Here is a 24,935-nt window from a genome sequence, read left to right as displayed (position 1 = left end):
TGTCGAATCCTTATACAAAACACGAGGTAACTCTCATGCTTCATACTAACAATCCCATCATCAAACACAAAGCCGGCCTGCTCAATCTCGCCGAAGAACTCGGTAACGTATCAAAAGCCTGTAAAATCATGGGGGTGTCACGCGACACGTTTTATCGCTATCAGGAACTGGCGGCAGAAGACGGCATTGACGCTCTGGTTAACCAAAACCGCCGGGTTCCCAACCTGAAAAACCGTGCTGATGAAGCCACTGAACGTGCGGTTGTTGATTACGCCATTGAGTTCCCGGCTCATGGCCAGCACCGGACCAGTAATGAGCTGCGTAAAAAAGGCGTCTTCATTTCTGGCAGCGGTGTGCGCTCCATCTGGCAACGACACGATCTGGAAAACTTTCGTAAGCGCCTGAAGGCACTTGAGGAAAAAGTTGCCAGAGAAGGCATCGTACTTACTGATGCTCAAATCGCTGCACTGGAGAAGAAGGCGCACGACGACGAAACCTGTGGTGAAATAGAGACTGCTCACCCGGGTTATCTGGGGTCGCAGGACACCTTCTACATGGGTAATCTGAAAGGTGTTGGCCGTATCTACCAGCAGACGTTCGTGGATACGTACTCGAAAGTGGCGCACTGCAAGCTTTACACGAGTAAAGCACCGATCTCTGCCGCCGACCTGCTCAATGATCGCGTGCTGCCGTTCTACGAAGCTCAGGGGCTGCCAATGCTAAGAATACTGACGGACAGGGGGACGGAGTACTGCGGTAAAGTGGAACAACATGACTATCAGCTGTACTTGGCTATCAACGATATAGACCATACGAAAACGAAAGCGATGTCTCCGCAGACAAACGGTATCTGCGAGCGCTTCCATAAAACTATTTTGCAGGATTTTTATCAGGTTGCGTTCCGTAAGAAGTTATACGAGGACCTAGAAAGTCTACAAAAGGATCTGGACAACTGGTTGTGGCATTACAATAATGAGCGAACTCATCAGGGTAAAATGTGCTGCGGGCTTACGCCAATGGCCGCGTTACTTGATGGTAAACGAGTCTGGGCAGAAAAAAATCTGAACCAGATTTAATCTGACAGACACCTGTATAAATAACCGGTAACTGTCAGATCAGGTCTTAGCTAATACAAATTATTAATTTTCGAGTAGTAACGCCTAGCGCATTTTTTGCATACCTCTCCGACACAAGTCAGGTGTAACGCGCTCTGGATCGTCAGCCACAGCACAAAAAGCCTACGAGCTCATGCAACAGATACTGTAACATTCTGAAACATAAAGTGATAAAAATCACGGCGTGCTATATCCCTTCATTGTTATTCACATCACCGTATTTGATAAGGATATCGAACGGCAGCGGAATTTATAAACACAGCGCAACAAATGGTCCACAATAACTTATTACGTCTAATTCATACGTAAATTATACGGATTTAAGGAATATTCTTAAAAGAAAAGATTAATCTTAAACCTCTTGACCTACATTGTAACACCTAACAAAAACAGGTAATTTGTTATCGTATCGCAATAGTATACAGAGAAATAATTATGATTTTAGCCATTTTATCGGTTCTGCTTATTGCCATTGCGGCATATGCAATTTTTAAACATTTTAAAACAAGGGAAAGTCAACGTATCGGAGGCTTTGTTGAATAAACAGATTTTATGCTACCAGCCCAGTAAAACGATTGTTTCCAGCAACGTAAAATCATGCAGTTAAGCATCATGAGAAAACGGAATGCCTGAGGTGATAAGCATTTTCTACCAAAATGGGCATAGTGTAGTGGCACACTGATACTGGCCACCTGAGCGGAGGTGATATGCTCACCTCATCAACACGACAGGTGACCTCATGGGTAAACATTTTACGGCGGAATTTAAGCTCGAAGCCGCAAAGCTGGTTGTCGACCACGGCTACACATACGTTAAGGCCGCAGAGGCGGTTAATGTCAGCCATTCTGCCATTAGTCGCTGGGTCAATAAGCTTCGCCTTGAACGACAGGGAAAAACGCCAACGGGACTTCCTCTTACCCCTGAACAGCTCGAGCTGCGTGAGATGAAGAAAAAAGTCCAATGCCTTGAAATGGAGAACGAAATCCTAAAAAAGGCTACGGCGCTCTTAATGTCGGACTCACTCAACGGTTCACGGTAGTCGACAGGCTGAGGGCGCGATACCCGGTCACGGCGTTGTGCCAAACTTTTGAGGTACATCGCAGCAGCTACAGGCACTGGCAGGCTTCCGCTAATGAACCCGACGGTGAGCGCGTGGTTAAGTGTAGTCGCGTCATGGAAGCCTGGAACGCCAGCGGCGGCTCTGCCGGCGCTCGAAGTATCGCGACCATCGTCACCGGCAGCTCTGGTGTCAAAATGGGGCGCTGGCTGGCTGGCAAGCTGATGAAGAGCTGGGTATCGCCAGCTGCCAGCGACCGGCTCACAAATACAAACGCGGCGGCAATGAACACGTTGAAATACCGAACTATCTCAACCGCCAGTTCGCGGTTACCGCGCCGGATCAGGTCTGGTGCGGCGATGTGACCTACATCTGGACGGGCAAATGCTGGGCTTACCTTGCGGTGGTGCTAGACCTGTTCGCCCGCAAACCGGTGGGCTGGGCCATGTCGACCTCGCCGGACTCGGCGCTGACAGTTAAAGCGTTGCAGATGGCCTGGGAACTCCGGGGACAACCAACAGGAGTCATGTTCCACAGCGACCAGGGCAGCCACTATACCAGCCGTCAATACCGGCAAGCCCTGTGGCGCTGCCGGATAAAGCAGAGTATGAGTCGGCGGGGTAACTGCTGGGATAATGCGCCAATGGAGCGGTTCTTCCGCAGCCTGAAGACAGAATGGGTGCCGACAAAGGGTTACAACAGCTTCAGCGAAGCCCAGGACGCGATTATCCGCTACATCACGGGGTATTACAGCGCTATCCGGCCTCACTGGTATAACGGCGGCTTAACTCCAAACGAATCTGAGCGACTGTTCTACATACAGTCTAATGCGGTGGCCAATATTAGTTGACCACTACACAAAGCCCGTATCGGAACCAATCATCGGGGAAGAAAGCGTTAACTATTTTTCGCTAGCGCAGGTATTTTTTCTTCTTCTTTGTCTCCTTTTTCGACGCGTTCCCCCCCTCTTCGTGCTCTATCCCCCTTGCATTTTCTCAGGAAAATTCTCGCGGGGAAGGCTCGCCCTGCTGACGTCTAAGCCCAAATATGGTATAAGCGGGGGCTAAATTTTTATTAAAGGTATCCAGGTGAATATTCAGGCTCTTCTTTCGGAAAAAGTCAGCCAGGCATTGGTTGCAGCAGGTGCGCCCAACGGCACAGACCCGCAGGTGCGCCAGTCTGCCAAGGCTCAGTTTGGTGATTACCAGGCCAATGGCGTCATGGCAGCGGCGAAAAAACTTGGGCTTGCTCCACGACAACTGGCAGAGACGGTAGTTCAGCATCTGTCGTTGGAGGGTATTGTCGCCAAAACAGAGATCGCCGGTCCGGGGTTTATCAATCTGTTTCTGGATGCACAATGGTTAGCACAACAAACCGAACGGGCTTTGAACACACCTAAGTTGGGTATCACTCCGGTCACACCGCAAACCATCGTGGTTGACTATTCTGCGCCTAACGTCGCCAAAGAAATGCACGTCGGCCACCTGCGCTCCACCATTATTGGTGATGCTGCGGTACGCACACTTGAGTTTCTCGGACACAAGGTTATCCGCGCTAACCACGTGGGTGACTGGGGGACACATTTCGGTATGTTGATTGCCCATCTGGAAGATGTGCAGAAAGACACCTCCGGCGAACTGGTATTGCCCGATCTGGAAGCCTTCTATCGCGAAGCCAAACTGCGTTACGATGAAGATGCCGCTTTCGCTGAGCGCGCTCGCCACTACGTGGTTAAGTTACAGAGCGGCGACGTTTATTTCCGCGAAATGTGGAGCAAACTGGTTGACGTCACCATGACACAAAACCAGCTCACCTACGATCGTTTGAATGTCACTCTGACCAAAAAAGACGTAATGGGAGAAAGCCTCTACAACGCGATGCTGCCGGAGATTGTTGCCGATCTGAAGGCAAAAGGCCTGGCCGTTGAAAGTGAAGGAGCAACGGTGGTTTTCCTTGATGAGTTTAAAAACAAGGAAGGCGAACCGATGGGCGTCATCGTTCAAAAGAAAGATGGCGGTTATCTCTACACCACCACCGACATAGCCTGCGCCAAGTACCGTTATGAGACGCTGGGCGCCAATCGTGTTCTCTACTATATCGATTCCCGCCAGCACCAGCATTTGATGCAGGCGTGGACTATCGTGCGTAAAGCAGGCTATGTGCCGGAATCGGTATCGTTGGAACACCATATGTTCGGCATGATGTTGGGCAAAGATGGCAAGCCGTTTAAAACCCGCGCGGGCGGCACCATCAAGCTGGCAGACCTGTTAGACGAAGCCTATGAGCGCGCATTGACGCTGATAGCGGGTAAAAACCCAGATATGGAACAAGACGAGTTGCGTGAACTGGCGCGCGTTGTCTCCATCGGGGCGGTAAAATATGCCGATCTGTCAAAAAGCCGTACCACTGACTACGTGTTTGACTGGGATAATATGCTCGCGTTTGAAGGCAACACTGCGCCCTATATGCAGTATGCCTACACCCGCGTTGCCTCGATTTTCAAACGCGCCAATCTGGATAAAGCCGCACTGACACAGCCTGTGGTACTGAATGATGGGAAAGAAACGGCGCTGGCAACCCGCCTGATGCAGTTTGAAGAAACCATCACTACTGTGGCGCGCGAAGGTACGACGCACGTGATGTGTGCCTACTTGTACGATCTTGCCGGTCTGTTCTCCAGTTTCTACGAGCATTGCCCAATTCTGAACGCCGACAGTGATGCTGTACGTCAAAGCCGCCTGAAACTGGCCCTGTTGACCGCAGAAACGCTGAAACAAGGGTTAAGCACCCTAGGCATTGAAACCGTCGATAAAATGTAATCAACGGCGTCGTGTCATAAAAAACGGTGGCCTGAGCCACCGTTTTTTATTGGGTCCGATCACATACCCCGGCGCGCAAAATCGCGCGGACGGAAGCCAAGCAACGCAAGCATCACAAAGTAGGTCCCCGCACCGGCCACCACCACCAGCATCAGGCGCGAAATACGCACTGTCATGCCGCCGATGTCCCAGGCTGGCATCCACACTAGCAACGCGATCAATACCGCCGACATGGCAAGCACCGCGATAAGCAGTTTGACCAGAAAGGTGCCCCACCCCTGACGTGGCTGGAAAAGCAGCTGTTTACGCAACTGCCAATAGAGCAGCCCGGCATTCAGACACGATGCCAATCCAATGGAAAGTGCCAGCCCAGCATGCTGCAACGGCCCGATAAAGATCAGGTTCATGACCTGCGTCAGCGCCAACGTCACCAATGCAATTTTCACCGGCGTTTTGATATCCTGCCGAGAATAGAACCCCGGAACCAACACTTTTACCACAATCAGCCCCATCAACCCGATGGCGTAGGCAATCAACGCCCGCTGAGTCATCAATGCATCCAGTGCGCTAAACTTGCCATACTGGAACAGCCCAACAATCAACGGTTTCGACAAAATGCCTAACGCCACCGCACTCGGCAACGCCAACAGAAAGCAGAGACGCAGCCCCCAATCCATCAGGTGTGAATAGGCTTCCTGATCGCCACTGGCGACGCTTTTCGCTAGCGATGGCAGCAAAATCGTGCCTAAAGCGACACCCAGTACACCGGACGGAAACTCCATCAGTCGGTCAGCGTAGTACATCCAAGAGACCGCCCCCTCACTGAGAAAAGAGGCAAATATAGTGTTAATGATCAACGAGATTTGGCTCACTGATACGCCTAGAATCGCTGGAGCCATCAGTTTCATCACTCGCCCGACGCCGGGGTGACGCCATTTAAAGCGCGGCAATACCAACATCCCGATCTTTTTAAGATGCGGCAGTTGGTAAACCAATTGCAGCACCCCGCCGAGCAACACCGCCCAAGCCAACGCTAACACAGGCGGATCAAAATAAGGTGTGGCGAACAGGGCAAAACCAATCATGCTGATATTGAGAAATGTCGGTGCAAACGCCGGGACGGAGAAGCGATTCCAGGTGTTTAAAACCGAGCCCACCATCGAGGTCAGCGATATCAGCAAAATATACGGGAAAGTGATGCGCAACAGTGCCGAGGTCAGCGCAAACCGATCGGGCGTGGCGGCAAATCCCGGAGCCGTCACCACGATAACCCAGGGCGCAGCGATCATCCCGGCCACGGTCACCAATGCCAGCACAAGCGTCAACATGCCTGACACGTAGGCAAGAAAGGTTCGTGTTGCTTCATCCCCTTGCTGGCTTTTGTATTCAGCCAGTATTGGAACAAATGCCTGCGAGAAAGCCCCCTCGGCAAAAACGCGACGTAGTAAATTCGGCAGTTTAAAGGCGACGAAAAAGGCGTCAGTCGCCACCCCAGCGCCAAATACCCGTGCGACAATGGCATCGCGGATAAAGCCCAAAACGCGCGATAGCATGGTCATTGAACTGAGCGCGGCCAATGATTTTAATAAGTTCATCCGATTCGATTCTGTTGTGTCGAGAGTTACAGCGGAACGCAACCCGCCAGGCGTGGCGACAGTCTACGCATCAGGGGCGGAATAACCACCCTTGATGATAGCTCACAGCAGGATTCAGCATGATGTGAGCAGCGACTCAACCACTCTCTGCGCCAGAATCGCCTGCTCGCCTGATGTTTGGGGTTGAACACCTTTCTCAAGTGAGTCGGCAAAATGGTGAACTGCCCCCACAAAACCGCGCTGTTCCAAAATACTTTGCCAAGACGGAGCCGGGGAGCGCGTGATAATGCCACCGCTTTCCTGCCAGCAATCACTGAGATTATCGACGTGGTGAATAGCTCCGTGCCCGATCATCTGCACCGCCTCGCGCTGACTGCCCGCACAACGATGCATGCTGGTGACGACCTGGCTGGTTGAGGAAGCAAACAGATGTTCAGCAAAACAAGCTGCCCTGCCGCATTATTGCGAATGACGCCACCTTGTAACGCCGCCCCTCACCCGCCAGCCACAGTGCCGTGTCAACCACGTGCAGATAGTCATCCAACAGGGTAAAACGCGCCGATTGCGGACCCACGTTATCCGCACGGTGTTTTTCCACCCGAACAGAATCTGGATGCAGTAACGTTGATTTGAGCGATTGATAGCCGGGAGCGAAACGGCGGTTAAATCCAACCATCACGGTTTTTCCCTGCCGGTCGGCTAACGCTAGCAGCGCTTCAGACTGCGGCAGAGTTTCCGCCAGCGGTTTATCGACATACACTTGCATGCCAAGGTGCAGTAACGTGCTGATAACGTCGTAGTGGCTGGCCGTGCTGCTGTGTACCATCACAGCATCGCACACACTCGCCAGCGCTTGCAGTGACGAATAACCTGACAGGCGATATTGCTGGCAAAGCGTGCGCATTTTTTGCTTATCCGGAGAAAACACGCAGGCAAACGTCCAGTGTTTTTCCTGGCTCAGCACAGAAAGATAGGCCTTTTGCGCAATCGAACCCAGTCCAACCATACCGATACGGATCCGCCCTGCGTCCGTTTTCGCTGTATTCATTGTGTCACCTTCAGTCAGGGAGTCATTCCCTCGGACAATACTTAGAGTTGTTGCGACAGCAAGTGCGCCAATTGCTGTTTTAATTCGGCCACGTCTTGCTCCAGCACCAGCACTCGCTGCGCGAGATCCGTCGTGTCAGCCGGCATGCGATCTTCAGCGCTGTCAGTGGCGGATGCAACGGGTTCATCATCGCCAAACAGGTGCATAAACCGATGCTCCCGCTTACCCGGCTCGCGCGCCAAGCGCGCCACAAAGGGGCCATCTTCCCGCGTTTGCAACAGTGTCAACGTCTGTTCGACTTCATCGACATCCGCAAATTCATGCAAGCGCGCCGCTCGGGTGCGCAATTCACCCGGCGTTTGCGCCCCGCGCAGCAACAGCGTCGTGACCAGCGCCACTTCTGCGGAAGAAAACTTCAGATCGCCGAATTCAGAGTTGCAGAACCGGTGCTCATACTTCATCACGCGATTACCAAAGCCGCTGAGGGTTTTGACGACGTGCTTTTTAACCAGCACATCGAGCGTTTGTTGAACCTCGCTCTCACTGAGCTCCAACACCGGCTCGCGGTTGGTTTTCTGATTGCAGGCCGTTACCACGCCATTTAGCGACATGGGGTACTGTTCGGGCGTGGTGATCTGTTTTTCCAACAAACAGCCCACCACGCGCAACGCTTTGGCATCAAACTGATATTTCATTCTCTGAGCTCCTATCGCTGAGGCGTCCATTGTTCATTCGTCAAGGCAGTCAGAACGTGATCCTGCCAGGTACCGTCGATTAACAAGTATTTTTTAGCATAGCCCTCACGTTCAAAGCCCAATCGCGTCAGCAGATTACCGCTGCGCTGATTGTGCGGCATGTAGTTGGCCATAATTCGGTGCATGTGCTGTTGGCGCTGCATATAGCGCAGCGCGGGCTGTAAGGCTTCATACATCATGCCCTGCCCCTGCCATTTATCTCCGAGCGAATAGCCCAGATAGCACGCGTGGAAGGAGCCACGCAGGACGTTACTGAAATTGGCAACCCCATACACTTCATTCTCATTCGGATCGAGCAGCAAGAAGTAATAAGCCGCCCCTTGCTTATGCATGTTGTTGATCACACTAAGCCGCGCTTGCCAACCTGAAGGGTAACAATAGCTGGCATCACGCACCGGCTCCCAGGGTTTTAAAAAATCACGATTCTCCGCATAGTATTCCGCCAGACGCCAGGCATCACGCTCGTGGGCTAAACGCACGACCAGCCTATCCGTTGTCATGTATACCCGTGCCGGGGTTGAACGATAGCCAAACATCTCTGCCTCGTTTTTTTCGTTGTTCGATAAGAAAAATTTATCGCGATAATTTGCAGTACAGGTTTAACTGGAAAACCAGCCCTCGAACAGGGAGTCACACACCTGACCACGAAAAACGTCGATACTAGCTACTATAACCCATATCGTTATACACATCTTTTGGCCATTTTTTGAACAGGATGCTCAGAACCCCGTGAATTAAGGCATTCAAGCCATCCCATTGGCTTTTTGAGGTTCAAAATGCCACTCTGAGATAAACCCGTAACTCATTGATTAAACAGTGCGTTAGAAAGATGTGTATAACGATATGACTATAACCGCATCAATTCTCTGGCGTAAAACTTCCTGCGGTGACTTATTACGCAATTACGCCAACATCGCCGCATTTTGGTTAAAAAAAAGTCATTCACGTTGCAATCGCAGACGCTCGGAACGATAAAAAAATATTGTTCTGTAAAGACTATCTTGCCATCTGATTAGGGTACAAAATAGACGTGTTGTAACTCTTTCTTTTTTTCTTTTGTGGTGAAACATGCCTCTGATGTCACAAGCTCGGAGTCTCGGCAAATATTTCCTTTTATTAGACAATATGCTGGTGGTTCTGGGTTTTTTTGTAGTATTCCCGCTAATTTCCATACGCTTTGTTGACGATCTGGGTTGGGCGGCCTTACTGGTGGGTATCGCTCTCGGATTACGTCAGTTTATTCAACTGATCGGCTTTGTTGAATAAATAGAAAGTTTGGGTAATCATCGGATCAGATCACCATAGTTGTTTCAACATCAGGTCTCCATGGCAAAACAAAATTTTAAAATCACTAACTGGCCCTCCTATAACAAGGCCCTCAAGCAGCGCGGTTCTCTAACCGTATGGCTAGATGAATCAGCCATTGCTGCATTGTAGTGGCACACTGATACTGGCCACCTGAGCGGAGGTGATATGCTCACCTCATCAACACGACAGGTGACCTCATGGGTAAACATTTTACGGCGGAATTTAAGCTCGAAGCCGCAAAGCTGGTTGTCGACCACGGCTACACATACGTTAAGGCCGCAGAGGCGGTTAATGTCAGCCATTCTGCCATTAGTCGCTGGGTCAATAAGCTTCGCCTTGAACGACAGGGAAAAACGCCAACGGGACTTCCTCTTACCCCTGAACAGCTCGAGCTGCGTGAGATGAAGAAAAAAGTCCAATGCCTTGAAATGGAGAACGAAATCCTAAAAAAGGCTACGGCGCTCTTAATGTCGGACTCACTCAACGGTTCACGGTAGTCGACAGGCTGAGGGCGCGATACCCGGTCACGGCGTTGTGCCAAACTTTTGAGGTACATCGCAGCAGCTACAGGCACTGGCAGGCTTCCGCTAATGAACCCGACGGTGAGCGCGTGGTTAAGTGTAGCCGCGTCATGGAAGCCTGGAACGCCAGCGGCGGCTCTGCCGGCGCTCGAAGTATCGCGACCATCGTCACCGGCAGCTCCGGTGTCAAAATGGGGCGCTGGCTGGCTGGCAAGCTGATGAAGGAGCTGGGTATCGCCAGCTGCCAGCGACCGGCTCACAAATACAAACGCGGCGGCAATGAACACGTTGAAATACCGAACTATCTCAACCGCCAGTTCGCGGTTACCGCGCCGGATCAGGTCTGGTGCGGCGATGTGACCTACATCTGGACGGGCAAATGCTGGGCTTACCTTGCGGTGGTGCTAGATCTGTTCGCCCGCAAACCGGTGGGCTGGGCCATGTCGACGTCGCCGGACTCGCCGCTGACAGTTAAAGCGTTGCAGATGGCCTGGGAACTCCGGGGACAACCAACAGGAGTCATGTTCCACAGCGACCAGGGCAGCCACTATACCAGCCGTCAATACCGGCAAGCCCTGTGGCGCTGCCGGATAAAGCAGAGTATGAGTCGGCGGGGTAACTGCTGGGATAATGCGCCAATGGAGCGGTTCTTCCGCAGCCTGAAGACAGAATGGGTGCCGACAAAGGGTTACAACAGCTTCAGCGAAGCCCAGGACGCGATTATCCGCTACATCACGGGGTATTACAGCGCTATCCGGCCTCACTGGTATAACGGCGGCTTAACTCCAAACGAATCTGAGCGACTGTTCTACATACAGTCTAATGCGGTGGCCAATATTAGTTGACCACTACACCCGCACCAAGCTCATCGAGTTTCTGGCTACGTGTACACCTACTACCGTTGTAATGGAAGCCTGCGCCGGTGCCCATTTTATGGCTCGTCGGATCAGTGAGCTGGGGCATGAAGTAAAGTTGATCTCTCCGCAGTTTGTCCGCCCTTTTGTCAAGAGCAACAAGAACGATTTCGTTGATGCCGAAGCAATATGCGAAGCCGGATCACGCCCTTCCATGCGGTTTGTGCAGCCAAGAACTGAGGCTCAGCAGGCTATGCGAGCCTTGCATCGCGTCAGGGAGTCGTTGGTCAGATACAACGTTAAAACGACTAACCAAATGCATGCTTTTTTACTGGAGTTTGGTATCAGCATGCCGAAAGGTATTGCGGTAATCAAAAGGCTTTCAGCTGTTCTGGCTGATAATGACTTGCCACCTTATCTGGCACAGTTGCTGCTTCAATTACACGATCATTACCAATATTTGGTTGGGCAGATAGCAGAGCTCGAAAGAGAACTTGGGCAGGCACTCTCTCTAAATAACTGTTCCGAATAGTAGATCACCTGAAGGGAACTCAGTCCGAGTTGAGCGATCTGAGCAATCGATAAAGATCCCAAATCATCAACCGGACTGAGCGATGTCGAGCATAGCACCGATACCCCGTAACGAACGACGCCTGATGAAGAAAACTCTCCATAAAACGCGTGACAAGAATCACGCCCGCAGGCTGACCGCCATCCTGATGTTGCACCGGGGCGAGCGCGTGAGCGATGTCGCCAGAATGCTTTGCTGCGCCCGTTCGTCAATCGGCAGATGGATTAACTGGCTCACCCTGTACGGCATTGAAGGCCTCAAATCTCTGCGGCCCGGTCGTGGCCGTCGCTGGCCGTTTGAACAGATCTGCGCACTGTTAATCCAGCTCGTAAAGCGTTCCCCTCATGATTTTGGCTATCAGCGTTCGCGTTGGAGCACGGAACTGCTAGCGATAAAAATCAATGAGATAACCGGTTGCCAGTTGCATGCTTCCACGGTGCGTCGTTGGCGGCCTTCTGCCGGTCTGGTGTGGCGACGCGCAGCTCCTACGCTGCGTATCCGCGACCCGCATAAGGAAGAAAAAATGGAGGCCATCTCGATGGCGCTGGAACAATGCAGCGCGGAACATCCCGTCTTTTACGAAGACGAAGTGGATATTCATCTGAATCCCAAAATTGGCGCGGACTGGCAGGTTCGCGGGAAGCAGAAACGCATCGTGACACCGGGCCAGAACGAGAAATATTATCTGGCGGGTGCATTACACAGCGGGACGGGAAAAGTCAGCTATGCTGGAGGAAACAGTAAAAGTTCGTGTTTGTTTATCAGTATGTTAGAGCATCTGAGAGCAACGTACAGACGGGCAAAAACGCTCACGCTGATAGTTGATAACTACATTATTCACAAAAGCCGGGAGACGCAGCGCTGGCTGGAAGAAAACCCGAAATTCAGGGTTATTTATCAGCCGGTGTACTCACCATGGGTAAATCATGTAGAGCGGTTATGGCAGGCGTTGCATGAAACCATTACCCGCAATCATCAATGCTGTTCAATGTGGCAGTGACTGAACAAGGTTCGCCGCTTCATGGAAACCGTCAGCCCGTTTCCCAGTGGAAAACATGGACAGGCAAAAGTGTAGCGGTATTAGGAACAGCTATTTAGATGAAACTGGCCAGCATTTAATGACCATCCCTGGTGTTGGACCGATAACAGCCAGCGTTTTGTCATCACAGTTAGGCGATGGCAAGCAATATGAAAACAGTCGTAATTTTGCCGCTTCCACCGGTCTTGTACCCCGCCAATACAGTACTGGAGGGAAGAATACTCTGCTGGGTATTAGCCATATCGTTATACACATCTTTTGGCCATTTTTTGAACAGGATGCTCAGAACCCCGTGAATTAAGGCATTCAAGCCATCCCATTGGCTTTTTGAGGTTCAAAATGCCACTCTGAGATAAACCCGTAACTCATTGATTAAACAGTGCGTTAGAAAGATGTATATAACGATATGGGTATTAGCAAGCGTGGAGATAAAAACCTTCGCCGATTGCTTGTTCAATGTGCGCGGGTATTTATCCTAAGAATTGACCATCAATCAGGGAGATTAGCTGATTGGGTAAGGTCTCAGTTGGGCAGGAAACATTCTTGCGTTGTGTGCTGTGCATTAGCAAATAAATTAGCTCGAATAGCTTGGGCAATAACGACACGAAATACCGTGTTTGAACAGTAATGCTGGTCTAACAGTCAGCAATTTAACGAAGTTACCCATCTGGTTTTGCGAAGACTGATTATTGATGACATGAACGGCCTGACGGCCTGATATAAAACCAAAAAATGAAAATGGCTCAATGAAGCCGATGGCCTTTTTAGGAATATCAGGTGCGAAACTCATCGTGGCGCGGGCATCCTTGGCCATAAATACGCCGGATAGATTTAAGCAAGTCCACCATTAATCAAAGATCAGTGTTGCAAAAATGGGGGTGACCATAGATTCATTGAGGGCTTTACAGGGTTTTGTTGACTCGATTTTTAAACTGATTAAATTGTCGCTGCATTGTCCAGACTATTCGCTGCTCAGCAAGCGAGCAAAGACAGTGAACATCAGCATAAAAACGCCAACCCGTGGTGAAATCTCACATCTGGTCATTGATGGAACCAGCCTGAAGGTCTTTGGCGAAGGCGAATGGAAAGTCCGGCAGCATGGTGCCGACAGACGCAGGGTGTGGCGTAAGCTGCATCTGGCAGTAGATAGTGCGACGCATGAGATTATCTGTGCGGATTTGTCGCTCAGTGGTACGACTGATGCCCAGGCTCTACCGGCACTGATAAACCAGACCCACCGGAAAATCAGAGAGGCATCGGCTGACGGCGCTTACGATACAGGTTACTGCCATGATGCTCTGCTGAGGAAGAAAATAAGGCCGCTTATCCCGCCGCGAAGGGGGGCGCAATATTGGCCGGACCACTACCACGAGCGTAACCACGCTGTTGCAAATCAGCGCCTGAGCGGCAGCAACGATACCTGGAAAAAGAAAGTGGGCTATCACCGACGCTCAGTGGCTGAAACGGCCATGTTCCGGTTCAAAACGCTTCTGGGTGGTCATCTAAGTCTGCGTGACTACGATGCTCAGGTGGGTGAAGCCATGGCGATGGTCAAAGCGCTTAACCGGATCACGCTATTAGGTGTATTAGTCGCGACTTGATCTGACACTGGACCTTGAAAGGTTGAGAGTTACCGGTTTTGATATGGGTGTCGAATCCTTATACAAAACACGAGGTAACTCTCATGCTTCATACTAACAATCCCATCATCAAACACAAAGTCGGCCTGCTCAATCTCGCCGAAGAACTCGGTAACGTATCAAAAGCCTGTAAAATCATGGGTGTGTCACGCGACACGTTTTATCGCTATCAGGAACTGGCGGCAGAAGGCTGCATTGACGCTCTGGTTAACCAAAACCGCCGGGTTCCCAACCTGAAAAACCGTGCTGATGAAGCCACTGAACGTGCGGTTGTTGATTACGCCATTGAGTTCCCGGCTCATGGCCAGTGATGTAGCCCCCTGTAACACCAGACAGTCGCTGTATCTCCAGATAAGAGATAGGCTTAGATATATGTCTAACAATCATGCTAATTTTGAAATGACCGGGATCCTGTTAGGGCAAGAAGTCCGTAAGCGTAAAACTCCGCAAGAGAAAATCGCCATCATTCAGCAGACAATGGAGCCGGGGATGAACGTCTCCCATGTAGCCCGCCTGCATGGCATCCAGCCCAGCCTTTTGTTTAAGTGGAAGAAGCAATACCAGGAAGGAAGCCTCACCGCCGTTGCGGCCGGAGAAGAAGTGGTTCCAGCTTCGGCGCTGGCGACTGCCCTCAAGCAGGTCCGGGAGCTACAGCGCCTTCTGGGTAAGAAGAGGATGGAAGTTGAGATCCTCAAAGAAGCAGTGGAGTACCGCCAGTCGCGAAAATGGATAGCGCACGCGCCCTTGTTGCCAAAGGACGGGGAATAGCTCTGGTCAGCCGCGCCATGAGCGTGTCGCGTGCGCAGCTGTCACTGCGGGTTAACCGTTCTGCCGACTGGCTGGACAGGCGCAGCAACCGGCGTAATGACGAAGCTGATGCTGAGATATTATCGGACATCCTCCGTATCATCAGCGACATGCCCAGTTACGGTTACCGCCGAGTGTGGGGTATCCTGCGTAAGCAACGTCGTGCAGAGGGATTTCCACCGGTGAACGCCAAACGGCTTTACAGGATAATGAGCGAGCATAACCTGCTGTTGTTGCATGATAAAACTGAACGTCCGAAGCGGGAGCATAAAGGCAAAATCGCGGTAGCAGAGAGCGATATGCGCTGGTGCTCAGATGGCTTCGAGTTCGGTTGTGACAACGGCGAGAAGCTGCGGGTGACGTTCGCACTGGACTGCTGCGACCGGGAGGCCATAGACTGGGCAGCGAGCACCAGGGGTTATGACAGTTCAACCGTGCAGGATGTGATGCTGCGGTCGGTGGAAAAACGCTTCGGTAGCGCGCTGCCGGATAAACCAGTGCAATGGCTGACGGATAATGGTTCAGCGTACACAGCGCATGAAACGCGGAAGTTCGCCAGAGAACTGAATCTGGAGCCCTGCACAACAGCAGTGAGCCGTCCACAGAGTAACGGCATGGCAGAACGGTTCGTGAAGACGATGAAGGAAGATTACATCGCCTTCATGCCAAAACCCGATGTGCGAACAGCGCTGAAGAACCTTGCAGCGGCGTTCAATCATTACAATGAAAACCATCCGCACAGTGCGCTGGGATACAACTCCCCAAGAGAATATCGGCGCCAGCGGGCATCGTTAACTTAAGATACAAAAACTGTCCGGAGATGGTGGGTCAAGATCATTCAACAGAAACTCGGTAATGCCTTCAAATGTATTAGCTCAGACCTGATCTGACAGTTACCGGTTATTTATACAGGTGTCTGTCAGATTAAATCTGGTTCAGATTTTTTTCTGCCCAGACTCGTTTACCATCAAGTAACGTGGCCATTGGCGTACGCCCGCAGCACATTTTACCCTGATGAGTTCGCTCATTATTGTAATGCCACAACCAGTTGTCCAGATCCTTTTGTAGACTTTCTAGGTCCTCGTATAACGTCTTACGGAACGCAACCTGATAAAAATCCTGCAAAATAGTTTTATGGAAGCGCTCGCAGATACCGTTTGTCTGCGGAGACATCGCTTTCGTTTTCGTATGGTCTATATCGTTGATAGCCAAGTACAGCTGATAGTCATGTTGTTCCACTTTACCGCAGTACTCCGTCCCCCTGTCCGTCAGTATTCTTAGCATTGGCAGCCCCTGAGCTTCGTAGAACGGCAGCACGCGATCATTGAGCAGGTAGGCGGCAGAGATCGGTGCTTTACTCGTGTAAAGCTTGCAGTGCGCCACTTTCGAGTACGTATCCACGAACGTCTGCTGGTAGATACGGCCAACACCTTTCAGATTACCCACGTAGAAGGTGTCCTGCGACCCCAGATAACCCGGGTGAGCAGTCGCTATTTCACCACAGGCTTCGTCGTCGTGCGCCTTCTTCTCCAGTGCAGCGATTTGAGCATCAGTAAGTACGATGCCTTCTCTGGCAACTTTTTCCTCAAGTGCCTTCAGGCGCTTACGAAAGTTTTCCAGATCGTGTCGTTGCCAGATGGAGCGCACACCGCTGCCAGAAATGAAGACGCCTTTTTTACGCAGCTCATTACTGGTCCGGTGCTGGCCATGAGCCGGTGATCTTGACCCACCATCTCCGGACAGTTTTTGTATCTTAAGTTAACGATGCCCGCTGGCGCCGATATTCTCTTGGGGAGTTGTATCCCAGCGCACTGTGCGGATGGTTTTCATTGTAATGATTGAACGCCGCTGCAAGGTTCTTCAGCGCTGTTCGCACATCGGGTTTTGGCATGAAGGCGATGTAATCTTCCTTCATCGTCTTCACGAACCGTTCTGCCATGCCGTTACTCTGTGGACGGCTCACTGCTGTTGTGCAGGGCTCCAGATTCAGTTCTCTGGCGAACTTCCGCGTTTCATGCGCTGTGTACGCTGAACCATTATCCGTCAGCCATTGCACTGGTTTATCCGGCAGCGCGCTACCGAAGCGTTTTTCCACCGACCGCAGCATCACATCCTGCACGGTTGAACTGTCATAACCCCTGGTGCTCGCTGCCCAGTCTATGGCCTCCCGGTCGCAGCAGTCCAGTGCGAACGTCACCCGCAGCTTCTCGCCGTTGTCACAACCGAACTCGAAGCCATCTGAGCACCAGCGCATATCGCTCTCTGCTACCGCGATTTTGCCTTTATGCTCCCGCTTCGGACGTTCAGTTTTATCATGCAACAACAGCAGGTTATGCTCGCTCATTATCCTGTAAAGCCGTTTGGCGTTCACCGGTGGAAATCCCTCTGCACGACGTTGCTTACGCAGGATACCCCACACTCGGCGGTAACCGTAACTGGGCATGTCGCTGATGATACGGAGGATGTCCGATAATATCTCAGCATCAGCTTCGTCATTACGCCGGTTGCTGCGCCTGTCCAGCCAGTCGGCAGAACGGTTAACCCGCAGTGACAGCTGCGCACGCGACACGCTCATGGCGCGGCTGACCAGAGCTATTCCCCGTCCTTTGGCAACAAGGGCGCGTGCGCTATCCATTTTCGCGACTGGCGGTACTCCACTGCTTCTTTGAGGATCTCAACTTCCATCCTCTTCTTACCCAGAAGGCGCTGTAGCTCCCGGACCTGCTTGAGGGCAGTCGCCAGCGCCGAAGCTGGAACCACTTCTTCTCCGGCCGCAACGGCGGTGAGGCTTCCTTCCTGGTATTGCTTCTTCCACTTAAACAAAAGGCTGGGCTGGATGCCATGCAGGCGGGCTACATGGGAGACGTTCATCCCCGGCTCCATTGTCTGCTGAATGATGGCGATTTTCTCTTGCGGAGTTTTACGCTTACGGACTTCTTGCCCTAACAGGATCCCGGTCATTTCAAAATTAGCATGATTGTTAGACATATATCTAAGCCTATCTCTTATCTGGAGATACAGCGACTGTCTGGTGTTACAGGGGGCTACATCATCTGCTAAGCTCAAGGCACCCTTTCTATCGTTAAACAGCCATACTTCAGAAACACAGCACGTGCAGAGGAACATCAATGAAAAAATCAGGGATAGCCGCCATTGCCGCAGTGGCGCTGACGTTACTTGTTAGTGGCTGCGATCGGCTCACGCAATATTCTCTTAGCGAGCAAGATGTAAACCGTTATCTGCAAAAACACAATGATTTTAAAAAACAGATCGGCATTCCAGGCGTAGTCGATGCCACCATCGTGTTGAACGATCTCAGCAGCCAGATCGGACGTGCCGAACCGGGCAAAGTCACCCTATCAGGCCATGCCAAGGTGGACATCAGTTCGTTGCTGGGTGCCCAGTCAGCGGATGCTGTGCTTACTCTGAAAGCACAACCGGTGTTTGATAAAACTAACAGCGCCATTTACCTCAAAGAAATGGAACTGGTGGATTATCAAGTGACACCAGAGAAGATGGATACCGTGTTCAAAACGCTGACGCCCTATTTAAATCAGGCATTGAAGAACTATTTTGATCAGAAACCAGCCTATGTGCTCAGTGATGAAAATAGCAAAACGGAAGCCTTAGCCAAAAAACTGGCAAAAGGTATTGAGGTAAAACCGGGTCAAATTGCCATTCAGTTGACGGATTAAGTGTATTAGTCGCGACTTGATCTGACACTGGACCTTGAAAGGTTGAGAGTTACCGGTTTTGATATGGGTGTCGAATCCTTATACAAAACACGAGGTAACTCTCATGCTTCATACTAACAATCCCATCATCAAACACAAAGCCGGCCTGCTCAATCTCGCCGAAGAACTCGGTAACGTATCAAAAGCCTGTAAAATCATGGGGGTGTCACGCGACACGTTTTATCGCTATCAGGAACTGGCGGCAGAAGGCGGCATTGACGCTCTGGTTAACCAAAATCGCCGGGTTCCCAACCTGAAAAACCGTGCTGATGAAGCCACTGAACGTGCGGTTGTTGATTACGCCATTGAGTTCCCGGCTCATGGCCAGCACCGGACCAGTAATGAGCTGCGTAAAAAAGGCGTCTTCATTTCTGGCAGCGGTGTGCGCTCCATCTGGCAACGACACGATCTGGAAAACTTTCGTAAGCGCCTGAAGGCACTTGAGGAAAAAGTTGCCAGAGAAGGCATCGTACTTACTGATGCTCAAATCGCTGCACTGGAGAAGAAGGCGCACGACGACGAAGCCTGTGGTGAAATAGAGACTGCTCACCCGGGTTATCTGGGGTCGCAGGACACCTTCTACGTGGGTAATCTGAAAGGTGTTGGCCGTATCTACCAGCAGACGTTCGTGGATACGTACTCGAAAGTGGCGCACTGCAAGCTTTACACGAGTAAAGCACCGATCTCTGCCGCCGACCTGCTCAATGATCGCGTGCTGCCGTTCTACGAAGCTCAGGGGCTGCCAATGCTAAGAATACTGACGGACAGGGGGACGGAGTACTGCGGTAAAGTGGAACAACATGACTATCAGCTGTACTTGGCTATCAACGATATAGACCATACGAAAACGAAAGCGATGTCTCCGCAGACAAACGGTATCTGCGAGCGCTTCCATAAAACTATTTTGCAGGATTTTTATCAGGTTGCGTTCCGTAAGACGTTATATGTAGTGGCACACTGATACTGGCCACCTGAGCGGAGGTGATATGCTCACCTCATCAACACGACAGGTGACCTCATGGGTAAACATTTTACGGCGGAATTTAAGCTCGAAGCCGCAAAGCTGGTTGTCGACCACGGCTACACATACGTTAAGGCCGCAGAGGCGGTTAATGTCAGCCATTCTGCCATTAGTCGCTGGGTCAATAAGCTTCGCCTTGAACGACAGGGAAAAACGCCAACGGGACTTCCTCTTACCCCTGAACAGCTCGAGCTGCGTGAGATGAAGAAAAAAGTCCAATGCCTTGAAATGGAGAACGAAATCCTAAAAAAGGCTACGGCGCTCTTAATGTCGGACTCACTCAACGGTTCACGGTAGTCGACAGGCTGAGGGCGCGATACCCGGTCACGGCGTTGTGCCAAACTTTTGAGGTACATCGCAGCAGCTACAGGCACTGGCAGGCTTCCGCTAATGAACCCGACGGTGAGCGCGTGGTTAAGTGTAGTCGCGTCATGGAAGCCTGGAACGCCAGCGGCGGCTCTGCCGGCGCTCGAAGTATCGCGACCATCGTCACCGGCAGCTCTGGTGTCAAAATGGGGCGCTGGCTGGCTGGCAAGCTGATGAAGGAGCTGGGTATCGCCAGCTGCCAGCGACCGGCTCACAAATACAAACGCGGCGGCAATGAACACGTTGAAATACCGAACTATCTCAACCGCCAGTTCGCGGTTACCGCGCCGGATCAGGTCTGGTGCGGCGATGTGACCTACATCTGGACGGGCAAATGCTGGGCTTACCTTGCGGTGGTGCTAGACCTGTTCGCCCGCAAACCGGTGGGCTGGGCCATGTCGACCTCGCCGGACTCGGCGCTGACAGTTAAAGCGTTGCAGATGGCCTGGGAACTCCGGGGACAACCAACAGGAGTCATGTTCCACAGCGACCAGGGCAGCCACTATACCAGCCGTCAATACCGGCAAGCCCTGTGGCGCTGCCGGATAAAGCAGAGTATGAGTCGGCGGGGTAACTGCTGGGATAATGCGCCAATGGAGCGGTTCTTCCGCAGCCTGAAGACAGAATGGGTGCCGACAAAGGGTTACAACAGCTTCAGCGAAGCCCAGGACGCGATTATCCGCTACATCACGGGGTATTACAGCGCTATCCGGCCTCACTGGTATAACGGCGGCTTAACTCCAAACGAATCTGAGCGACTGTTCTACATACAGTCTAATGCGGTGGCCAATATTAGTTGACCACTACAATACGAGGACCTAGAAAGTCTACAAAAGGATCTGGACAACTGGTTGTGGCATTACAATAATGAGCGAACTCATCAGGGTAAAATGTGCTGCGGGCGTACGCCAATGGCCACGTTACTTGATGGTAAACGAGTCTGGGCAGAAAAAAATCTGAACCAGATTTAATCTGACAGACACCTGTATAAATAACCGGTAACTGTCAGATCAGGTCTGAGCTAATACAGATAATATCTCAGCATCAGCTTCGTCATTACGCCGGTTGCTGCGCCTGTCCAGCCAGTCGGCAGAACGGTTAACCCGCAGTGACAGCTGCGCACGCGACACGCTCATGGCGCGGCTGACCAGAGCTATTCCCCGTCCTTTGGCAACAAGGGCGCGTGCGCTATCCATTTTCGCGACTGGCGGTACTCCACTGCTTCTTTGAGGATCTCAACTTCCATCCTCTTCTTACCCAGAAGGCGCTGTAGCTCCCGGACCTGCTTGAGGGCATATCGTTATACACATCTTTCTAACGCACTGTTTAATCAATGAGTTACGGGTTTATCTCAGAGTGGCATTTTGAACCTCAAAAAGCCAATGGGATGGCTTGAATGCCTTAATTCACGGGGTTCTGAGCATCCTGTTCAAAAAATGGCCAAAAGATGTGTATAACGATATGGCTTGAGGGCAGTCGCCAGCGCCGAAGCTGGAACCACTTCTTCTCCGGCCGCAACGGCGGTGAGGCTTCCTTCCTGGTATTGCTTCTTCCACTTAAACAAAAGGCTGCGCTGGATGCCATGCAGGCGGGCTACATGGGAGACGTTCATCCCCGGCTCCATTGTCTGCTGAATGATGGCGATTTTCTCTTGCGGAGTTTTACGCTTACGGACTTCTTGCCCTAACAGGATCCCGGTCATTTCAAAATTAGCATGATTGTTAGACATATATCTAAGCCTATCTCTTATCTGGAGATACAGCTACTGTCTGCTGTTACAGGGGGCTACATCACAGTCAATGTCACCCTGACGATTTTTGATATTGGATTCAATACCACGCAGGATGCCAACACCATCCACCAATCGCGGCCACACGCGCATATTCATAAGATGAATGACACAGGTTAACAGATAGTGATATCGAGTCAAATATAGTTAAATAAAGCATTGTCGCAAGCGGGTTCCTGTTACTTAGTGATACGGAGTTACCTTGCGGCAATTTTTTGCCCCATATATGCCCCACGCCATCCTTGGCATTCACACAGCTTAGTGGTGGGAATCTGTGAACGATTGGTTTCATTGATGTGAATGAAGCGCCCGACATTACCACCGGACGCTATCATTTCAATTCACTACGGTGTTGCAGTAAACATTACTGTGCATTACTTTCGGTTTGAGCTCCTCACGTTCTGGCATTTGCACGCGTACCGATATGAAGGTGTCACGCGGGATGTCGATCGGGTCGCCGTTCGTGTAGCCCTCTATCTCATTGCGGGCGAAAACGCGCGCATCCGGGTGTGGCCGGTGATAGGTACGAATGACCATAGAGCCATCCGGGTTTATCTGCGAACTTCCCTCATCGCCGCCATAGTCCACCCACAGGCGGGGTAACTTGTTACGGCACATCGGCACATCGATACCGCCCTCATCACCGCCCCAGGCACGATCGGCATTCAGCCCCAAACAGCCGGAAATGCGGTACACCCCTTCGCTCAGGCGCTCGCTGGTGATGCCCTCGGCTTCGCTGGTGAGTTCGCTGGTGCCGTCAGCAAACAGCTTCACAACCGGGCTTGCTGTTTTCCAGAAGCCGTTGGCGTCGGATACAGCATTCAGCCCTGCCGCCAGTAGCGGGTATGTCCATTGGTAAATACGTTTACCATCAGCCGGATTAATCGATATATCGCCGTTTTCGTTGAAATAGATCCCGTTACTTGCTTTATAGTTATGCAACGTTAGCGTATTTACGTTGTCAACACCGTAACCCAAGTACCATCTGGAACTTCCATCAACTTCATTACCACGAATAAATGATGACTTTCCTTGTGCAGCCGGGAAAATCATAAACGCTTCTGAATCTCTACGATATTGCTTTAGTCCGGTTATGTTTTGCGCAGTATCAAGCGTTGCGGGGTTTGGCAGATTTGCGCTAGTCCAAAACTCATCCCATGTTGTCCATGCATCGCTCGGTGTTGGCTTGCTTCTGATAAAAATGCGCTTTGAAACAGGGGTGATATAAATCTGTGTAATGCCGTAGCTGGTCACACTGTTGTAGAGCACAAGCAGGTTCCCAGCGGACACCACAGGATAGTTCCTTGCCGCCGTGGCATTAGCGGTCGCATTCTGCCACCAAATACCCTGGTAATCCGTCCCGATAACATTGTTCAGGTCATTGGTTCCCAGCGCGCCTTTCAGCAAGAAAACATCGCTGGAATTGGCTTTCCCATTCAGCGCCGTATCCCACGCCCGTTGCGAGCGAACGGTAACGGTCTGACCGTCTGGCGTGGTTAACGTAACGTTTCCCGTTCCGGTTAATATCTGCTGCCAGCTTGATAACTGCTGCTGGTAATAAGCAAGCGTTGAGGCAAATTCATGCGCAAACTGCTCAATGGAAACCGTCGGAGAGGTGGGAATAGCATAGGCTTTACCCGTTCCCGTTGTGCCAGTGAACGCAGATACCAGCGTTAATTGTGTATCGGATTGTACAGACTCAATTTCATAAATTTGAACAGTGCCAGCAGCGGGTAATAATAACATCCGCCCTGCTGCTACACCGTTTAATGGATTAGTGAATTGCGTTCTTGTGCCCATAATGATTTTGCTACCGCTGGTGGCAGCGATGGCTCCGGTTTTGTACCATGCGCTCATGGTAATTCCTCTGTAAAATAGTTATATGGGAGGCTAGCCGAAATAATCACTCGCCTGAAGAATGGGAAAAGGGTAGTTCGGAACAAGAATTGATGGGTTTGAAAAAGTATTGTGTCCGTTATAATCCATCAGCTCGACCGATTTTCTTATCGTTACATTCCTTCCACTCATACTAAGACCGACTGCCGCAAAGCGCTCCCGCTGGATATAGCTGCGATACAGCCCCCCAATAGACTTGGTAATTGGGACCATGTACCCTTCCCCTCCGAGGTCTATCACTCGGTTCAGGAATGATCCCGTACCGCTATAATCAACGAATTTGGCGACCTTTACTGGAGGGTAGTCTGAGGAGAAGGTGAGAACGCCGTTTTCATTCCAGATCAATAAACCCGCCTCAAAACCTGTGAGCGGGATCGTGAACCCGCTAGAGAACGCAACAATTTTGATGTTCAAATCGTAGTTGGTTCGCTCCACGGTCGGGTTCCAGGTGAATTCTGATGAATAAATACGAACGCGTTTTTCTTCATCTAAACTTAGTACGCACCCATTATCATTCCAGTTCGTAAATATTATGCAGCTTTCGTAGCCAGGGATGTTGGATGGAATAGAAAAGCCGCTCTGAATATTCCCACTGTAAACCCACACACAACAACCGAGTCGGCTTGCGTCCGTTATGGATAGATAGTCCGTGGAGTTTTGAAGCACGAGCCCATAGGTTCCTGATTCACTGCCATCAATCTCATAGACATCAATAGTTATTTGACCTGAGTTTGGTGATGGTATCGGCCCAGCCTTATAAAATGGATCCTCGCTGCTCGTCATTTCAAACCAAGTAAAGCGAATCTGCTCACGATTACTAGACAAGTCAATATTTGCCAGTGTGGCATATGTATTATTTCCAAATCCGCTTCCTACGGTAATTGGCACTATCATCAAATATATTAGTTTGGAGTTGAGGCTAGGCTTGCGTGGTATCGTATTCCACTCAGCATCATTTTTTACCCTACCCAAAAACGATAGCGTTCTGTTGTTCTCGTAT

13 protein-coding genes and 15 pseudogenes are annotated in these 24,935 nt (G+C 51.1%); 16 read left to right on the top strand and 12 right to left on the bottom strand.

The features are described 5' to 3' along the window. Positions 1–35: 35 nt before the first annotated feature. The 3 genes and pseudogenes from ACWWJF_RS21035 (at position 36) to argS (ending at position 4,991) form a co-directional block, all read left to right on the top strand. The gene (locus ACWWJF_RS21035) at positions 36–1,076 is read left to right on the top strand and encodes an IS481 family transposase (RefSeq protein ID WP_455870489.1); all 1,041 of its coding nucleotides are present in this window, start codon (positions 36–38) and stop codon (positions 1,074–1,076) included. 778 nt (positions 1,077–1,854) lie between these two features. Continuing rightward, positions 1,855–3,022 (top strand): annotated as a pseudogene (locus ACWWJF_RS21030) (IS3 family transposase). A 238-nt stretch (positions 3,023–3,260) separates the two neighbouring features. After that, positions 3,261–4,991, top strand: coding sequence for an arginine--tRNA ligase (argS, locus tag ACWWJF_RS21025; protein ID WP_455870488.1), 1,731 nt, complete (start codon positions 3,261–3,263; stop codon positions 4,989–4,991). A gap of 59 nt (positions 4,992–5,050) precedes the next feature. Here argS and murJ read toward each other — a convergent pair whose 3' ends face one another. The 4 genes and pseudogenes from murJ to rimJ form a co-directional block, all read right to left on the bottom strand. Next, positions 5,051–6,586, bottom strand: coding sequence for a murein biosynthesis integral membrane protein MurJ (murJ, locus tag ACWWJF_RS21020; RefSeq protein ID WP_455870487.1), 1,536 nt, complete (start codon positions 6,584–6,586; stop codon positions 5,051–5,053). 114 nt (positions 6,587–6,700) lie between these two features. Then, positions 6,701–7,634: pseudogene (locus ACWWJF_RS21015) on the bottom strand (Gfo/Idh/MocA family protein). A gap of 41 nt (positions 7,635–7,675) precedes the next feature. After that, positions 7,676–8,329: a YceH family protein gene (locus ACWWJF_RS21010; protein ID WP_455870486.1), complete on the bottom strand. Its 654-nt coding sequence runs from the start codon at positions 8,327–8,329 to the stop codon at positions 7,676–7,678. A gap of 11 nt (positions 8,330–8,340) precedes the next feature. Further along, positions 8,341–8,925 carry a ribosomal protein S5-alanine N-acetyltransferase gene (rimJ, locus tag ACWWJF_RS21005; RefSeq protein ID WP_455870485.1) on the bottom strand — a complete coding sequence of 195 codons (585 nt, stop codon included), beginning with the start codon at positions 8,923–8,925 and terminating at the stop codon, positions 8,341–8,343. Between the two features lie 532 nt (positions 8,926–9,457). On the opposite strand from rimJ, the pseudogene ACWWJF_RS21000 reads away from it, so the two are divergent. The 6 genes and pseudogenes from ACWWJF_RS21000 to ACWWJF_RS20975 form a co-directional block, all read left to right on the top strand. Continuing rightward, positions 9,458–9,634, top strand: a pseudogene (locus tag ACWWJF_RS21000) (multidrug efflux MFS transporter MdtH); the annotation flags it as partial. Between the two features lie 81 nt (positions 9,635–9,715). Next, positions 9,716–9,820 (top strand): annotated as a pseudogene (locus tag ACWWJF_RS20995) (IS5/IS1182 family transposase); the annotation flags it as partial. A gap of 74 nt (positions 9,821–9,894) precedes the next feature. Next, a protein-coding gene (locus tag ACWWJF_RS20990) for an IS3 family transposase (RefSeq protein ID WP_455870484.1) occupies positions 9,895–11,063 on the top strand; the annotation gives its coding sequence in 2 pieces (ribosomal slippage) (positions 9,895–10,150 and positions 10,150–11,063; 1,170 coding nt in all). A gap of 1 nt (position 11,064) precedes the next feature. Then, a pseudogene (locus tag ACWWJF_RS20985) lies at positions 11,065–11,580 on the top strand (IS110 family RNA-guided transposase); the annotation flags it as partial. A gap of 106 nt (positions 11,581–11,686) precedes the next feature. Continuing rightward, a pseudogene (locus ACWWJF_RS20980) lies at positions 11,687–12,718 on the top strand (IS630 family transposase). Positions 12,719–12,740: 22 nt separating this feature from the next. After that, positions 12,741–13,310 (top strand): annotated as a pseudogene (locus ACWWJF_RS20975) (transposase); the annotation flags it as partial. Here the strand turns inward: ACWWJF_RS20975 and ACWWJF_RS20970 are convergent. Further along, complete coding sequence (locus tag ACWWJF_RS20970; RefSeq protein ID WP_455868475.1) at positions 13,257–13,496, bottom strand: hypothetical protein; 240 nt, start codon at positions 13,494–13,496, stop codon at positions 13,257–13,259. The pseudogene ACWWJF_RS20975 and the gene ACWWJF_RS20970 overlap by 54 nt on opposite strands. A gap of 76 nt (positions 13,497–13,572) precedes the next feature. On the opposite strand from ACWWJF_RS20970, the pseudogene ACWWJF_RS20965 reads away from it, so the two are divergent. The 3 genes and pseudogenes from ACWWJF_RS20965 to ACWWJF_RS20955 all read left to right on the top strand — a co-directional run. Then, positions 13,573–14,283 (top strand): annotated as a pseudogene (locus ACWWJF_RS20965) (IS5 family transposase); the annotation flags it as partial. An 83-nt stretch (positions 14,284–14,366) separates the two neighbouring features. Next, positions 14,367–14,630 (top strand): annotated as a pseudogene (locus tag ACWWJF_RS20960) (helix-turn-helix domain-containing protein); the annotation flags it as partial. 91 nt (positions 14,631–14,721) lie between these two features. Then, positions 14,722–15,929 (top strand): IS3 family transposase gene (locus tag ACWWJF_RS20955; protein WP_455871188.1). Its coding sequence is split into 2 segments (ribosomal slippage): positions 14,722–15,043 and positions 15,043–15,929, totalling 1,209 coding nucleotides; the frame shifts between segments, so codons are not numbered across the junction. A gap of 124 nt (positions 15,930–16,053) precedes the next feature. Here ACWWJF_RS20955 and ACWWJF_RS20950 read toward each other — a convergent pair. Both ACWWJF_RS20950 and ACWWJF_RS20945 read right to left on the bottom strand, forming a co-directional pair. Continuing rightward, positions 16,054–16,845: pseudogene (locus ACWWJF_RS20950) on the bottom strand (integrase core domain-containing protein); the annotation flags it as partial. A 37-nt stretch (positions 16,846–16,882) separates the two neighbouring features. Next, a protein-coding gene (locus tag ACWWJF_RS20945; RefSeq protein WP_455871188.1) for an IS3 family transposase occupies positions 16,883–18,090 on the bottom strand; the annotation gives its coding sequence in 2 pieces (ribosomal slippage) (positions 16,883–17,769 and positions 17,769–18,090; 1,209 coding nt in all). A gap of 167 nt (positions 18,091–18,257) precedes the next feature. Between ACWWJF_RS20945 and ACWWJF_RS20940 the strand changes: the two genes are divergently transcribed. The 4 genes and pseudogenes from ACWWJF_RS20940 to ACWWJF_RS20925 all read left to right on the top strand — a co-directional run. After that, positions 18,258–18,824 (top strand): lipoprotein, encoded by a 567-nt coding sequence (locus ACWWJF_RS20940; RefSeq protein WP_196906906.1) that lies wholly within the window; start codon positions 18,258–18,260, stop codon positions 18,822–18,824. Positions 18,825–18,927: 103 nt separating this feature from the next. Beyond that, positions 18,928–19,809 (top strand): annotated as a pseudogene (locus tag ACWWJF_RS20935) (IS481 family transposase); the annotation flags it as partial. A 72-nt stretch (positions 19,810–19,881) separates the two neighbouring features. Further along, positions 19,882–21,050, top strand: a protein-coding gene (locus ACWWJF_RS20930) for an IS3 family transposase (RefSeq protein WP_455868400.1) whose coding sequence is annotated in 2 segments (ribosomal slippage) — positions 19,882–20,137 and positions 20,137–21,050 — 1,170 coding nt in all. Because the reading frame shifts where the segments join, the coding sequence is not laid out codon by codon here. A gap of 9 nt (positions 21,051–21,059) precedes the next feature. Then, positions 21,060–21,221, top strand: a pseudogene (locus ACWWJF_RS20925) (IS481 family transposase); the annotation flags it as partial. Between the two features lie 51 nt (positions 21,222–21,272). On the opposite strand, the pseudogene ACWWJF_RS20920 reads toward ACWWJF_RS20925, so the two are convergent. The 5 genes and pseudogenes from ACWWJF_RS20920 to ACWWJF_RS20900 all read right to left on the bottom strand — a co-directional run. Beyond that, a pseudogene (locus tag ACWWJF_RS20920) lies at positions 21,273–21,544 on the bottom strand (IS3 family transposase); the annotation flags it as partial. Between the two features lie 171 nt (positions 21,545–21,715). Beyond that, positions 21,716–21,952, bottom strand: a pseudogene (locus tag ACWWJF_RS20915) (transposase); the annotation flags it as partial. A gap of 90 nt (positions 21,953–22,042) precedes the next feature. Then, positions 22,043–22,144 (bottom strand): annotated as a pseudogene (locus tag ACWWJF_RS20910) (phosphatase); the annotation flags it as partial. 231 nt (positions 22,145–22,375) lie between these two features. Further along, a complete protein-coding gene (locus tag ACWWJF_RS20905; protein ID WP_455870483.1) occupies positions 22,376–23,896 on the bottom strand; it encodes a phage tail fiber protein in 1,521 nt (506 codons plus the stop codon). 33 nt (positions 23,897–23,929) lie between these two features. After that, the gene (locus ACWWJF_RS20900) at positions 23,930–24,907 is read right to left on the bottom strand and encodes a DUF6453 family protein (RefSeq protein ID WP_455868408.1); all 978 of its coding nucleotides are present in this window, start codon (positions 24,905–24,907) and stop codon (positions 23,930–23,932) included. Positions 24,908–24,935 lie beyond the last annotated feature (28 nt).

Source organism: Symbiopectobacterium sp. Eva_TO, assembly GCF_053848865.1.
Note: the sequence above shows the minus strand (reverse complement) of the source record. Positions and strands in the feature narration are given on the sequence as shown.